Origin of the sequence: Mycobacterium florentinum (assembly GCF_010730355.1) — a bacterium.
In the GTDB taxonomy this organism is placed as follows: domain Bacteria; phylum Actinomycetota; class Actinomycetes; order Mycobacteriales; family Mycobacteriaceae; genus Mycobacterium; species Mycobacterium florentinum.
The window spans coordinates 3,663,924-3,677,060 of record NZ_AP022576.1; the positions used below are offsets into that span (position 1 = coordinate 3,663,924).

The 13,137-nt window shown below is 66.9% G+C and carries 12 protein-coding genes; 9 read left to right on the forward strand and 3 right to left on the reverse strand.

The genetic code is table 11. The features are described 5' to 3' along the window. The first annotated feature begins 233 nt into the window (after positions 1 to 233). From G6N55_RS17370 to pknB, 7 genes are all read left to right on the forward strand, one after another. Positions 234 to 1,919, forward strand: a complete 1,686-nt coding sequence (locus G6N55_RS17370; protein WP_085222139.1) for a DUF3662 and FHA domain-containing protein — start codon at positions 234 to 236, stop codon at positions 1,917 to 1,919. Between the two features lie 108 nt (positions 1,920 to 2,027). Continuing rightward, the gene (locus G6N55_RS17375) at positions 2,028 to 2,495 is read left to right on the forward strand and encodes an FHA domain-containing protein FhaB/FipA (RefSeq protein WP_085222138.1); all 468 of its coding nucleotides are present in this window, start codon (positions 2,028 to 2,030) and stop codon (positions 2,493 to 2,495) included. Beyond that, entirely contained in the window at positions 2,492 to 4,006 is a 1,515-nt protein-coding gene (locus G6N55_RS17380; RefSeq protein ID WP_163667382.1) for a PP2C family protein-serine/threonine phosphatase, read from the forward strand. Before G6N55_RS17375 ends, G6N55_RS17380 begins: the two co-directional genes overlap by 4 nt. Next, the gene (locus tag G6N55_RS17385; protein WP_085219479.1) at positions 4,003 to 5,409 is read left to right on the forward strand and encodes an FtsW/RodA/SpoVE family cell cycle protein; all 1,407 of its coding nucleotides are present in this window, start codon (positions 4,003 to 4,005) and stop codon (positions 5,407 to 5,409) included. The genes G6N55_RS17380 and G6N55_RS17385 overlap by 4 nt, the downstream gene beginning before the upstream one ends. Next, entirely contained in the window at positions 5,406 to 6,884 is a 1,479-nt protein-coding gene (gene pbpA / locus G6N55_RS17390) for a D,D-transpeptidase PbpA (protein WP_085219481.1), read from the forward strand. Before G6N55_RS17385 ends, pbpA begins: the two co-directional genes overlap by 4 nt. Continuing rightward, positions 6,881 to 8,206: a serine/threonine-protein kinase gene (locus G6N55_RS17395; RefSeq protein ID WP_085219483.1), complete on the forward strand. Its 1,326-nt coding sequence runs from the start codon at positions 6,881 to 6,883 to the stop codon at positions 8,204 to 8,206. The genes pbpA and G6N55_RS17395 overlap by 4 nt, the downstream gene beginning before the upstream one ends. Then, the gene (gene pknB, locus G6N55_RS17400) at positions 8,206 to 10,083 is read left to right on the forward strand and encodes a Stk1 family PASTA domain-containing Ser/Thr kinase (RefSeq protein ID WP_085219485.1); all 1,878 of its coding nucleotides are present in this window, start codon (positions 8,206 to 8,208) and stop codon (positions 10,081 to 10,083) included. The genes G6N55_RS17395 and pknB overlap by 1 nt, the downstream gene beginning before the upstream one ends. On the opposite strand, the gene G6N55_RS17405 is transcribed toward pknB, so the two are convergent. Together G6N55_RS17405 and G6N55_RS17410 are read right to left on the reverse strand one after the other, a co-directional pair. Next, on the reverse strand, positions 10,061 to 10,756 hold the full coding sequence (locus G6N55_RS17405) for an aminodeoxychorismate/anthranilate synthase component II (protein ID WP_085219487.1): 696 nt from the start codon (positions 10,754 to 10,756) through the stop codon (positions 10,061 to 10,063). The two genes, pknB and G6N55_RS17405, sit on opposite strands and share 23 nt — an antisense overlap. 49 nt (positions 10,757 to 10,805) lie before the next feature. Next, positions 10,806 to 11,549 carry a DUF881 domain-containing protein gene (locus tag G6N55_RS17410; protein ID WP_085219489.1) on the reverse strand — a complete coding sequence of 248 codons (744 nt, stop codon included), beginning with the start codon at positions 11,547 to 11,549 and terminating at the stop codon, positions 10,806 to 10,808. A gap of 118 nt (positions 11,550 to 11,667) precedes the next feature. Between G6N55_RS17410 and crgA the strand changes: the two genes are divergently transcribed. Both crgA and G6N55_RS17420 read left to right on the forward strand, forming a co-directional pair. Then, positions 11,668 to 11,949, forward strand: coding sequence for a cell division protein CrgA (crgA, locus tag G6N55_RS17415; protein WP_069401009.1), 282 nt, complete (start codon positions 11,668 to 11,670; stop codon positions 11,947 to 11,949). A 155-nt stretch (positions 11,950 to 12,104) separates the two neighbouring features. Further along, positions 12,105 to 12,539 (forward strand): PH domain-containing protein, encoded by a 435-nt coding sequence (locus G6N55_RS17420; protein ID WP_085219491.1) that lies wholly within the window; start codon positions 12,105 to 12,107, stop codon positions 12,537 to 12,539. Positions 12,540 to 12,551: 12 nt separating this feature from the next. Here G6N55_RS17420 and G6N55_RS17425 read toward each other — a convergent pair whose 3' ends face one another. After that, the gene (locus tag G6N55_RS17425) at positions 12,552 to 13,100 is read right to left on the reverse strand and encodes a peptidylprolyl isomerase (protein ID WP_085219578.1); all 549 of its coding nucleotides are present in this window, start codon (positions 13,098 to 13,100) and stop codon (positions 12,552 to 12,554) included. Positions 13,101 to 13,137 lie beyond the last annotated feature (37 nt).

Below are 13,137 nucleotides of genomic sequence, written 5' to 3' on the forward strand. Positions count from 1 at the left end.
TATCACTGTAGTGGCCGTTCGCCATAACCGCGCCCGTGGCCGGCCCAGCCCGTTCTGCACCCGGCTGCCAAGCCTCGGAATCGGTTTGACCAGCATGGATGCGATTCTCAGAGTTCTCACGGTGACGCAGCCTCGCCGTATCCCGATACCATGCATGAGTGATGCGACACGCGGGCAAGTCGTTTGCCTTGCGCCGGCGATTTACCGCGACAAGTGCGGGCGAGCGCTGAGGCATGGGTAGCCAAAGGGGGCTGGCTGCCCGGATCGAGCGCAAGCTCGAGTCGACCGTCGGCGATGCATTTGCCCGAATGTTCGGGGGATCGATTGTCCCCCAAGAGGTTGAGGCGTTACTGCGCCGTGAAGCCGAGGACGGCCTGCAGCCGCTTGGCGGAAACCACCTTTTGGCGCCCAACGAATACGTCATTACCCTCGGTGTGCACGACTTCGAGAAGGTGGGCGCCGATCCGGATCTGACGTCGAGTGGTTTCGGTAGATACCTGGCCGACTACATCCATGAACAGGGGTGGGAAACGTATGGTGATGTCGTCGTTCGGTTCGAGCAGCTGCCGAACCTGCATACCGGACAGTTTCGCGCCCGCGGCGCTGTCAACCCCGATGTCGAGCCCCGCCCGAAGGTCAATGAACCCGCCCCGCCACAATCAAATCAGGCGTTCAGCGCAGAACCAGGAGTAGCACCAATGACTGACAACTCGAGCTACCGCGGTCAGGGGCAGGGGCGTCCCGGCGACGAGTATTACGACGAGCGTTACGGACGTCCGCAGGACGACCCACGTGCCGGCCAGGAGCCGCAAGGCGGACCCGACCCTCGCGCGGGGTACCCGCCGGAGCAGGGCGGCTACCCACCCCAGGGCGGATACCAGCCGCCTCGCCCTCCCGAGCAGGGCGGCTACCAAGATCAGCGCGGCGGCTACCCCGAACAGGGCGGCTACCCGCCGCAGGGTGGCTACCCCGAACAGGGCGGCTACCCGCCGCAGGGTGGCTACCCGGGCCAGGGCGGCTACCAAGATCAGGGTCGCGGCTACCCCGACCAGGGTCAGGGCGGCTACCCGCCGTCATATGAGCAACGTCCGCCCGCCGGTGGCGGCTATGGCGGTCAGGGCTACGACCAGGGCGGCCAGGGCTACGACCAGGGCGGGCAAGGTTACGACCAGGGCTACCGCCCGGGCGGCGGCTATGGCCAACCCGGCGGCGGGCAGCAGCCCGGCGCCGGCCAGCCGGGCTACGGCGGCGGTTACGGCGAATACGGTCGCGGGCCCGCTCGTCCCGAAGAAGGCGGCTACGCACCCCCGGCCGCGCCCGAACCGCAGCGGCCGTCCTATCCCGAGCAGGGTGGCGGATACGACCAGGGTTATCAGCAAGGCGCCCCGGGCTACGGCGGCCAGCAGGAGTATGGCGGCGGGGACTACACCCAGTACGCGGAGAACGTCCCGCCCGGCGGGTACGGCCCGGGGGCCGGTGCCGGATACCCCGAGACCGCCCACCGCGACTACGAATACGGACAGCCGGGCGAGTACGGCCAACAAGGCGGCGAGTACGGCCAACAGGCCGACTATGGCCAGCAGGCCGGCGGCGGCTACGGCGGCTACGGGCAGGGCGGTTATGGGTCCGCCGGAGCGGCGGTCACGCTGCAGCTCGACGACGGCAGCGGCCGGACGTACCAGCTGCGCGACGGCTCCAACATCGTCGGTCGCGGACAAGACGCCCAATTCCGGTTGCCCGACACCGGTGTGTCACGGCGCCACCTGGAAATCCGCTGGGATGGACAGGTCGCGCTGCTGTCCGACCTCAACTCCACGAACGGCACGACGGTGAACAATGCGCCGGTACAGGAGTGGCAGTTGGCCGATGGCGACGTGATCCGTTTGGGCCACTCGGAGATCATCGTTCGGATCCACTGAACGCACCGGGCACAAGCTGCCGTGCTTCGCCCCGCGTCGACCGCCCTCCAAGTATCGTGACGTTGCTTGGTTTCATGAGGTGCGGCGCCAGGACGGAAAGGACGCCAGATGCAGGGACTGGTACTGCAGCTGACGCGTGCCGGATTTTTAATGCTGTTATGGGTGTTCATCTGGTCCGTCCTCCGGATCTTGAAGACTGACATCTACGCACCGACCGGTGCGGTCATGGTGCGCCGCGGTTTGGTGTTGCGCGGCACGTTGCTGCCATCCCGCCAGCGCGGCCATGCCGCCCGCTATCTGGTGGTGACCGAAGGAGCGCTGGCAGGTGCACGCATCACGCTCAGCGGGCAGCCGGTGTTGATCGGACGTGCGGACGACTCGACGCTGGTACTGACCGATGACTACGCCTCGACGCGGCACGCCCGGCTGTCTCAGCGCGGCTCGGAATGGTACGTCGAGGATCTAGGATCGACCAACGGCACTTACCTTGACAGGGCGAAGGTGACCACTGCGGTACGAGTTCCAATCGGAGCGCCGATTCGGATCGGCAAGACGGCAATCGAGTTGCGCCCGTGACCCTGGTCCTGCGATATGCCGCCCGCAGCGATCGCGGCCTGGTACGCGCCAATAACGAAGACTCGGTCTATGCCGGCGCTCGACTTCTGGCCCTGGCCGACGGCATGGGCGGCCACGCGGCCGGCGAGGTGGCGTCCCAGTTGGTGATCGCCGCGTTGGCTCACCTCGACGACGACGAACCCGGTGGCGACTTGCTCGCCAAGCTCGATACGGCGGTGCGTGCCGGCAATTCGGCCATCGCCGCACAGGTGGAGATGGAGCCCGACCTCGAAGGGATGGGCACCACGCTGACCGCAATCCTGTTCGCGGGCAACCGTCTTGGATTGGTGCACATCGGGGACTCGCGCGGGTACCTCTTCCGCGACGGCGAGCTGGCCCAGATCACCAAGGACGACACCTTCGTCCAAACCCTGGTCGACGAGGGGCGCATCACCAAGGAGGAGGCGCACAGCCACCCGCAGCGGTCGCTGATCATGCGGGCGCTGACCGGCCACGAGGTCGAGCCCACTTTGACCATGCGCGAAGCACGTGCGGGTGATCGCTACCTGCTCTGCTCGGACGGGCTGTCCGATCCGGTCAGCGACGAGACGATCGCCGAGGCTCTGCAGATTCCCGACGTTGCCGAAAGCGCTTACCGTCTCATCGAATTGGCGTTGCGCGGCGGCGGTCCCGACAACGTGACGGTCGTGGTCGCCGACGTCGTCGACTACGACTACGGCCAGACCCAGCCGATTCTCGCCGGCGCGGTATCCGGTGAAGAAGACCAGCTGACGTTGCCCAACACCTCGGCAGGCCGGGCTTCTGCCATCGGCGCACGTAAAGAAGCCGCCAAACGTGTTGTGCCACAAGAGGAGCCGGTCCCGCGTCCCCGCTTCGCATGGCGGCGGACGTTTATCGTCGCCACCCTAGTGGTTCTGCTGGCACTCACCGGCCTGGCCATCGGGCGGGCCATCATCCGGAGCAACTATTACGTCGCCGAATACAACGGCATGGTGTCGATCATGCGGGGAATTCAGGGCTCGCTGCTGGGCATGTCTCTGCACGAACCCTATTTGGTGGGCTGTCTCAACGCACGCAACGACTTGTCGATCATCGGCTTCAGCCAATCCGGTGGCCACCTCGACTGCCGGCTCATGCAATTGCAGGATCTGCGGCCTGCCGCACGCGCACAAGTGTTGGCCGGGCTTCCGGCCGGGACTCTCGACGAGGCCGAATCCCAGCTGAAGGAATTGTCGGCCAACAACCTCCTGCCGCCCTGCCCGCCACCCCGAGCGACCTCGCCCCCGGCTCCACCGAGCCCGGCGACCAGCGCGACGACACCGCCGAGCGCCACCGCGCCCCCCGCCCCTTCCAGCGGCACCCCACCCACCAGCACGCCGGCAAGCCCCAGCCCCGCCAGCACCACTCCAGCAGCGCCCGCGACCACGTCGCCCACGACTCCTCCCCAGACGGTGACTACGCTCCCGCCACTCCCACCTCAGCCGGGCATCGACTGCCGGGCGGCTGCATGACCACACAGGTCCAACCGCCGGTCACGCTCGCGCCATCGCTGCCGACTCGGCGCAACTCCGAGCTGCTGTTGTTGTGCTTCGCCGCGCTGATCACCGTCGCCGCGTTGCTGATCGTCGACGCCAACCAGGCACGCGGCCTGGGCTGGGGCGTGGCCAGTTACGGGCTGGGCTTTCTGGCCTTGTTCGGAGGCGCACACCTGGCCGTTAGGCGCTTCGCCCCCTACACCGACCCGTTGCTGCTGCCAATTGTGGCGCTGCTCAACGGACTTGGCTTGGTGATGATCCACCGGCTCGACCTTGTCGGCAACGAGTTCAACGGTCGTCACCCCAGCGCAGCCCAGCAGCTGCTGTGGACCCTGGTCAGCGTCGCCGCGTTCGCACTCGTCGTCACCTTCCTCAAAGACCACCGGCAGCTCGCGCGCTACGGCTACATCTTTGGACTCACCGGGCTTGTCTTCTTGGCCGTACCCGCCATCCTGCCGGCCGCACTGTCGGAGCAGAACGGCGCCAAGATCTGGATTCGCCTGCCGGGCTTCTCAATTCAGCCCGCCGAGTTCTCCAAGATTCTGCTGCTGATCTTCTTCTCCGCGGTGCTGGTGGCCAAGCGCGGCCTGTTCACCAGTGTCGGCAAGCACCTGATGGGGATGACCCTGCCCCGCCCGCGGGACCTCGCGCCGCTGTTGGCGGCGTGGGTGATCTCGATCGGTGTCATGGTCTTCGAAAAAGACCTCGGCACTTCGCTACTGCTCTACGCGTCGTTTCTGGTAGTCGTCTACCTGGCCACGCAGCGCTTCAGCTGGGTCGTCATCGGGCTGGTGCTGTTCGCCGCGGGAAGCGTTGTCGCGTATTTCATTTTCGCGCATGTGCGGACCCGCGTGCAGATGTGGTGGGACCCGTTCTCCGACCCCGACGGCAGCGGTTATCAAATCGTGCAGTCACTGTTCAGCTTTGCTACCGGAGGCATCTTCGGCACCGGTCTGGGCAACGGCCAACCCGACACAGTGCCGGCCGCGTCCACCGATTTCATCATCGCCGCGTTCGGTGAAGAGCTCGGACTGGTCGGGCTGGCCAGCATCCTGATTCTGTACACCATCGTCATCGTCCGGGGCATGCGTACGGCGATCGCGACACGAGACAGCTTCGGCAAGCTGTTGGCCGCCGGTCTGGCCTCGACGCTGGCGATCCAGCTGTTCATCGTCGTCGGCGGTGTCACCCAACTGATTCCGCTGACCGGACTGACCACACCGTGGATGTCCTACGGCGGATCCTCACTGCTGGCCAACTACGTGCTGTTGGCCATCCTGGCGCGCATCTCGCATAGCGCTCGACGCCCGTTGCGATCCCGCACGCGCGACACGTCGCCGCTCGCGGCGGCCGGCACCGAGGTGATTCAGAAGGTATGAACACCTCTCTCCGCCGGATCTCGATGACCGTGATGGCGCTGATCGTGCTCCTCCTTCTCAACGCCACCATGACGCAGGTGTTCGCCGCCGACGGGCTGCGGGCAGACCCACGCAACCAGCGGGTCCTGCTCGACGAGTACTCCCGCCAGCGCGGCCAGATCATCGCCGGTGGCCAGCTGCTGGCCTACTCGGTGGCCACCGACAGCCGGTTCCGTTTCCTGCGGGTGTACCCCAACCCCGCGGTGTATGCGCCGATCACCGGCTTCTACTCGTTGCGCTATTCCAGCTCCGGCCTGGAACGTGCCGAGGACTCGCTGCTGAACGGTTCCGACGAGCGGCTGTTCGGACGCCGGCTGGCCGACTTCTTCACCGGCCGCGATCCCCGCGGCGGCAATGTCGACACCACGATCAACCCCCGGATGCAGCAAGCCGCCTGGGACGCGATGCAGCAGGGCTGCGGCGGGCCGCCGTGCAAGGGAGCCGTGGTCGCCCTGGAGCCGTCCACCGGCAAAATTCTGGCCATGGTGTCCTCGCCGTCGTATGACCCCAACCTGCTCTCCTCGCACGACCCCGAGGTCCAGGCGCAGGCATGGCAGCGGCTGCGCGACAACCCGGACAACCCGCTCACCAACCGGGCGATCTCGGAGACCTACCCACCCGGTTCGACGTTCAAGGTGATCACCACCGCGGCCGCGCTGCAGGCCGGCGCCAAGGACGACGAACAGCTGACGGCCGCGGCCACGATCCCGCTGCCCAACAGCACCGCCACCTTGGAGAACTACGGCGGCACGCCGTGCGGCGACCAACCGACCGTCTCGCTGAGCGAGGCCTTCGCCAAGTCGTGCAACACCGCATTCGTCCAGCTGGGCATCCTCACCGGGTCCGAGGCCCTGCGTAGCATGGCGCATTCATTCGGCCTGGACAGCAGCCCGAGCGTGATTCCGCTTCAGGTGGCGGAATCGACTGTTGGGATAATCGCGGATGCCGCCGCTCTCGGGATGTCTAGCATCGGGCAGAAGGACGTGGCGCTGACCCCGCTGCAGAACGCGGAGATCGCGGCGACCATCGCGAACGACGGCGTGACGATGCAGCCCTACCTGGTCGAGAGCCTCAAGGGACCGGATTTGGCCAACATCAGCACGACTGCGCCCTATCAGCAGCGTCGCGCGGTATCGCCGCAGATCGCCGCTAAGCTGACAGAGCTCATGGTCGGTGCCGAGAAGGCTGCACAGCAGAAAGGGGCCATTCCCGGCGTGCAGATCGCATCCAAGACCGGTACCGCAGAGCATGGCGCCGACCCGCGGAACACCCCGCCGCACGCGTGGTACATCGCATTCGCGCCCGCGCAATCGCCGAAGGTTGCCGTGGCGGTGCTGGTAGAGAACGGTGCCGACCGCCTGTCCGCAACCGGCGGCGCGCTCGCCGCGCCGATCGGACGGGCCGTCATCAAGGCCGCACTGCAGGGGGGCCCATGAGCCCGCGAGTTGGAGTGACGCTGTCCGGCAGGTACCGGCTGCAGCGCCTCATCGCCACCGGCGGCATGGGCCAGGTGTGGGAGGCCGTCGACAGCCGGCTGGGGCGGCGCGTCGCGGTCAAGGTTCTCAAGGCGGAGTTCTCCCAGGACCCCGAGTTCATCGAGCGGTTCCGCGCCGAGGCGCGCACCACCGCGATGCTCAACCACCCCGGCATCGCCGCTGTGCACGACTACGGCGAAAGCCAGATGGACGGCGAGGGTCGCACCGCCTATCTGGTGATGGAACTGGTCAATGGTGAGCCGCTGAACTCGGTGCTCAAGCGCACCGGCCGGTTGTCGCTGCGCCATGCGCTGGACATGCTCGAGCAGACGGGCCGGGCGCTGCAGATCGCGCACGCCGCCGGGCTGGTGCACCGCGACGTCAAACCGGGGAACATCCTGATCACCCCGACGGGGCAGGTGAAGATCACCGACTTCGGTATCGCCAAGGCCGTCGACGCCGCGCCGGTCACCCAGACCGGCATGGTGATGGGTACCGCCCAATACATCGCGCCGGAACAGGCACTGGGCCACGACGCCACCCCCTCCAGCGACGTCTACTCGCTGGGAGTTGTTGGCTACGAAGTGGTTTCGGGTAAGCGGCCGTTCACCGGTGACGGCGCCTTGACGGTCGCAATGAAGCACATCAAGGAGCCCCCGCCGCCGCTGCCGCCCGAGCTTCCGCCCAATGTGCGCGAACTCATCGAGATCACGCTGGTCAAGAACCCCGGCATGCGCTACCGCAGCGGGGGCCCGTTCGCCGACGCCGTGGCCGCGGTCCGCGCCGGCCGCCGTCCCCCGCGGCCCAGTCAGTCACCGCCACCCGGACGGGCCTCGCCGGCGGCCATTCCGTCGAGCCCGCAAACCCGGTCCGCCGCCGCGGTCAGTCCCCGCACTGCCGCACCGCGGCGGTCCCAGCCGACGACGAGTCGCCGCCAACCGCCGGCCCGTCGCACCTTTTCGTCGGGTCAACGCGCGCTGCTGTGGGCCGCCGGGGTGCTGGGCGCGCTCGCGATCATCATCGCGGTGCTCATCGTCATCAATTCGCGCGGCGACAATCAGCAGCAGCCTCCGCCCCCGACGGTCACCGACACCGGGACGCCGCCGGCCAACGGGCCCCCGCCGGCCAGCAAGACCCCGAGCGGTTCGGCGCCGAGTTTGCGGCTGGATTGGACGGATCGCGGCGCGATAAGCAATTCTGGATTGCAGAGCAGGCCACCCGATCTGAGCTGGGCTACCCCCTCAACGCCCAGCCTGTCGCCGGCCCGAGGCGAGACACCGTAATGACCACCCCGCAACACCTGTCCGACCGTTATGAACTGGGCGACATTCTCGGTTTCGGCGGCATGTCCGAGGTTCACTTGGCCCGCGACGTTCGCTTGCACCGCGACGTCGCGGTGAAGGTGCTGCGCGCAGATCTTGCCCGCGACCCGAGTTTCTATTTGCGCTTCCGTCGCGAGGCCCAGAACGCCGCGGCGCTGAATCACCCGGCCATCGTCGCGGTCTACGACACCGGCGAGGCGGAAACCCCCGCCGGTCCGCTGCCCTACATCGTCATGGAGTACGTCGACGGCGTCACGCTGCGCGACATCGTGCACAACGACGGACCGCTGCCGCCGCGGCGCGCGATCGAGATCATCGCCGACGCCTGCCAGGCCCTGAACTTCAGCCACCAGAACGGCATCATCCACCGCGACGTCAAGCCGGCGAACATCATGATCAGCACTACCAATGCGGTCAAGGTGATGGACTTCGGCATCGCCCGGGCGATCGCCGACAGCGGCAATAGCGTCACCCAGACCGCGGCCGTTATCGGGACCGCGCAATACCTCTCGCCGGAACAGGCCCGGGGCGATTCCGTCGACGCCCGCTCCGATGTCTACTCGTTGGGCTGCGTGCTGTACGAAATCCTCACGGGGGAACCACCTTTCACCGGAGATTCGCCGGTTTCGGTTGCCTACCAACATGTCCGGGAAGACCCGGCGGCACCGTCGCAGCGGCACTCCGGTATTTCCCCGGACCTGGACGCCGTCGTGCTCAAGGCGTTGGCCAAGAACCCGGAGAACCGCTATCAGACGGCCGCGGAGATGCGCGCCGACCTGGTTCGGGTGCACAACGGGGAACCGCCGGAAGCGCCGAAGGTGCTCACCGACGCCGAGCGGACCTCGCTGATGGCAACGGGATCTGGCTTCGGGAATCCGCGGACCGACCCGCTGCCGCGCCAGCGCCTCACCGACACCGACCCCGATCGGATGGGCGGTCCGGTCGGTCGCTGGGTCGTCGCGGTCGCCGTGCTGGCGGTGCTGACGATCGTCGTCGTGATCGCGTTCAACACGTTCGGCGGCTCGACCCGCGACGTGCAAGTGCCCGACATGCGCGGCCAGGTATCCGCCGATGCCGTTGCCGCCCTGCAGAATCGCGGCTTCAAGACGCGCACGCTGCAGAAGCCCGACTCGTCGATCCCACCCGATCACGTCATCAGCACCGACCCCGGTGCGAACGCGTCCGTGGCGGCCGGCGACGAGATCACGATCAACGTGTCGACCGGACCCGAGCAACGCGAAGTACCCGACGTGTCCTCGATGAGTTACTCCGACGCGGTCAGCAAGCTGAAGGCCGCCGGGTTCACCAAATTCAAGCAGTCGAACTCGCCGTCGACCCCCGAGCTGCTGGGCAAGGTGATCGGCACCAACCCGCCCGCCAATCAGACGTCGGCGATCACCAACGTCATCACCGTGATCGTGGGCTCCGGACCCGAGACCAAACAGGTCCCCGACGTCGCGGGCCAGACCGTCGACATCGCGCAGAAGAACCTCACGGTCTACGGCTTCACCAAGCTCACCCAGACAGCGGTGGACAGCCCCCGCCCGGCCGGCGAGGTGATCGGCACCAATCCGCCCAAGGGACAGACGGTTCCAGTGGATTCGATCATCGAGCTGCAGGTGTCCAAGGGCAATCAGTTCCTGATGCCCGACCTGACCGGCATGTTCTGGACCGACGCCGAACCACGGTTACGCGCGCTCGGCTGGACCGGGGTGCTGGACAAGGGCGCCGACGTCGACGCCGGCGGCTCCCAGTCCCACAAGGTGGTGTATCAGAACCCGCCCGCCGGCGCCGGGGTCAACCGGGACGGCATCATCACGCTGAAGTTCGGTCAGTAGCCGCCGGGTCGGGGAAATGCGGCCGCACCGCGGAACGAACCTCGTTCTCCAGGCGGCGGATCAGGGTGTCGTCGCGCGACCACCCGCAATCGGCGAGCCAGTTGGCCAGCATCCGGTGCCCGCCCTCGGTGAGGATCGACTCCGGGTGGAACTGCACACCGTGGATCGGCAACTCGGTGTGCCGCACGGCCATGATGACCCCGCTGCGGGTGTGGGCCGTCGCCTCGAGCACCCGCGGCAGCGATTCCGGCAGGATGGTCAGCGAGTGGTAGCGGGTCGCCGTGAACGGATCTGGAAGTCCTTGCAGCACACCAGCATTGGTGTGGTGGACGCTGCTGGTCTTGCCGTGCAACAGTTCGGGTGCGCGGTCGACGGTGGCACCGAAGGCGACGCCGATGGCCTGGTGCCCGAGGCAGACGCCGAGCAGCGGGGTGGCCGCCGCCGCGCACGCCCGGACCAGGTCGATCGATGCGCCCGCGCGTTCCGGGGTGCCCGGCCCAGGGCTCAGCAGCACACCGTCGAACTGCGCGGCGATGGCGGCATGGCCACCTGGGGGGTCGGAAAGCCGGGGGTCGTCGTTGCGCCACACGTCAGCCTCGACTCCGAGTTGCCCCAGATATTGCACGAGGTTGAACACGAAGCTGTCGTAGTTGTCGACAACCAGGATCCGCATCGTGTCAGGTTACCGCTCTGCCGAGCCCCGGGCCCCGCTCAGTGGGCCCTCAGTAGCCGACGGGGCCGGCCGGCTGCGCGAAATGCATGCGGACCGGTTCGCTGTGGCCGACCAACTGCACGTCGGGTTTGGCGTCCTCGTGGTAGCCGAGCCCGAACCGGACCACGTACTGCTTGTAGAGAGTCACTAGGGGAGCGGCGGCCAGGGCCGCCTGCATGGCCGCGGCGTTGCCGATAGCGGTGATCGTGTACGGCGGGCTGTAGGTACGCCCGTTGAGCAGGAGCGTGTTGCCCACGCAGCGCGGTACCGACGTCGCGATGATCCGCTGATCCTGCATCTGGATCGCCTCCGCCCCGGCGCTCCACAGGGCGTTGAGGACGGCCTGGATGTCTTGCTGGTGCACCACCAGGTCGTCGGGGGACGCATCGCGCGGGAAGCGACCGTTGGCGTCGCGCTGGGCGTCGTCGAGCGCCACCACCAGCCCCGGCCCGTGCACCGGAGTCATGTCCGCGTCAGCGGCCAGTTCAGCCGAGCGCCGCAGCATGGCCGCCAGTGCGGCATCCGAAGATCGCAGATGCGTCGAATCGATCTTGCCGGCCAGTTCGTCGCGTTCGGCCTTGAGGCGATTCACCGAGGCCTGCGTCTCGCGCACCAGGTCGACCAGCCGCGGTGCGTCGCTGCGGCGGATCTCGGCGCCGCCGGATACTCCGTGGGTGGCCGCCAGCAGCAATCCGGCCAGCAAGCAAACCAACGGGACACCGAAGCGCCACGGGGAGCGGCGGGTCTGGGTCATCGAGTCTCCAATTTCCTGGTCGGGGGGCCAGGTGGGTTAATCTCGTAGCCAAGTCCTGCGTGTAGCTATAACCGCTATCGTTGCACCCCGTCCCGTTCACCGTGATCCCGAGGTAATCATGCCCAAGTCCAAGGTCCGCAAGAAGAACGACTTCACCGTCAGCGCGGTCAGCCGGACGCCGGTGAAAGTGAAGGTCGGCCCGTCCAGCGTGTGGTTCGTCGCGCTGTTCGTGGGACTGATGTTGATCGGCCTCGTTTGGCTGATGGTGTTCCAGCTGGCGGCGGTCGGCAGCCAGGCACCGACCGCCCTGCACTGGATGGCGGAACTGGGTCCGTGGAACTACGCGATCGCGTTCGCTTTCATGATCACCGGTTTGTTGCTCACGATGCGCTGGCACTAACCAAGATCAAATGCCGAATGAATTCATCTCGGGGTCGATCCGCGGCTAACCCAGCAACCTTGTGACCACCCAATCACACGCGTGTGATTTATCCCCACTGTTGATAGCTGATGTGGATAACTGCATCGGCAGTGGTGGGAGGGGCTGAGGACCGCATGCAGCAAACACAGTGGGAGCCGCGCGCTGCGGGAGTCGCTGGTTGTGGCCTCGGCGGGTTTTTCATGGCTATCGCCAGTGTGACCGTAGTCACAGACGCGCCGGGGCGCGTCCTGGTGGGGATTGCCGGGGTGGGTCTGCTGTTGTTTGCGGGCGCGACGTGGCGAGCGCGCCCGAAGCTGGCAATTACCCCCGCCGGGCTGGTGATCCGGGGATGGTTCCGGACGCAGGTATTCCAGCACGCCGACATCAAGATCATCCGGATCACCGAGTTCCGTCGCCTCGGCCGCAAGGTGCGTTTCCTCGAGGTCGAAACGGCCGACGACAGCCTGGTGCTGTTCTCCCGGTGGGACCTCGGCACCGAGCCGCTCGAGGTGCTCGACGCGCTTACCGAAGTCGGCTACGCCGGTCGAAACGGCGCCGCGCCGGCGTAGCCAGAAGACGATCTAGGAGATCGTGATCGACTCGATGACGACCGGGTCGGTCGGACGGTCGTTGCCGTCGGTGGACGTCGTCGCGATCGCGTCGACCACCTTCTGCGACTCGGGCTCGATAACCTCGCCGAAGATGGTGTGGCGACGGTTCAGGTGCGGCGTCTGTCCGACGGTGATGAAGAACTGCGAGCCGTTGGTGCCCGGGCCCGCGTTGGCCATCGCGAGCAGGTAGGGCTTGTCGAACTGCAACTCGGGGTGGAACTCGTCGGCGAACTGATAGCCCGGGCCACCGCGACCGGTACCGGTCGGGTCGCCGCCCTGGATCATGAAGCCCTGGATCACTCTGTGAAAGACCGCGCCGTCGTAGAACGGACCGGAAGGACTGCCCGACGCGTTTTGGGTCGAGTACTCCTTGGTGCCCTGCGCCAGGCCAACGAAGTTGGCGACCGTCTTGGGCGCGTGGTTTCCAAACAGGGCGATCTTGATGTCGCCGCGGTTGGTGTGCAGTGTGGCAGTGGCAGTCTGAATCGGGCTGTTGGTCACGACACCAGAGTCTGCCATTGCCCGCAGACCCGTCCGCACCGGGTGTCGCTCGGGG

Coding starts and splice junctions, on each gene's coding strand:
- G6N55_RS17370 (WP_085222139.1), top strand. CDS start 234: ATGGGTAGCCAAAGGGGGCTGGCTGCCCGGATCGAGCGCAAGCTCGAG.
- G6N55_RS17375 (WP_085222138.1), top strand. CDS start 2,028: ATGCAGGGACTGGTACTGCAGCTGACGCGTGCCGGATTTTTAATGCTG.
- G6N55_RS17385 (WP_085219479.1), top strand. CDS start 4,003: ATGACCACACAGGTCCAACCGCCGGTCACGCTCGCGCCATCGCTGCCG.
- pbpA (WP_085219481.1), top strand. CDS start 5,406: ATGAACACCTCTCTCCGCCGGATCTCGATGACCGTGATGGCGCTGATC.
- G6N55_RS17395 (WP_085219483.1), top strand. CDS start 6,881: ATGAGCCCGCGAGTTGGAGTGACGCTGTCCGGCAGGTACCGGCTGCAG.
- pknB (WP_085219485.1), top strand. CDS start 8,206: ATGACCACCCCGCAACACCTGTCCGACCGTTATGAACTGGGCGACATT.
- G6N55_RS17405 (WP_085219487.1), bottom strand. CDS start 10,756: ATGCGGATCCTGGTTGTCGACAACTACGACAGCTTCGTGTTCAACCTC.
- G6N55_RS17410 (WP_085219489.1), bottom strand. CDS start 11,549: ATGACCCAGACCCGCCGCTCCCCGTGGCGCTTCGGTGTCCCGTTGGTT.
- crgA (WP_069401009.1), top strand. CDS start 11,668: ATGCCCAAGTCCAAGGTCCGCAAGAAGAACGACTTCACCGTCAGCGCG.
- G6N55_RS17420 (WP_085219491.1), top strand. CDS start 12,105: ATGCAGCAAACACAGTGGGAGCCGCGCGCTGCGGGAGTCGCTGGTTGT.
- G6N55_RS17425 (WP_085219578.1), bottom strand. CDS start 13,100: ATGGCAGACTCTGGTGTCGTGACCAACAGCCCGATTCAGACTGCCACT.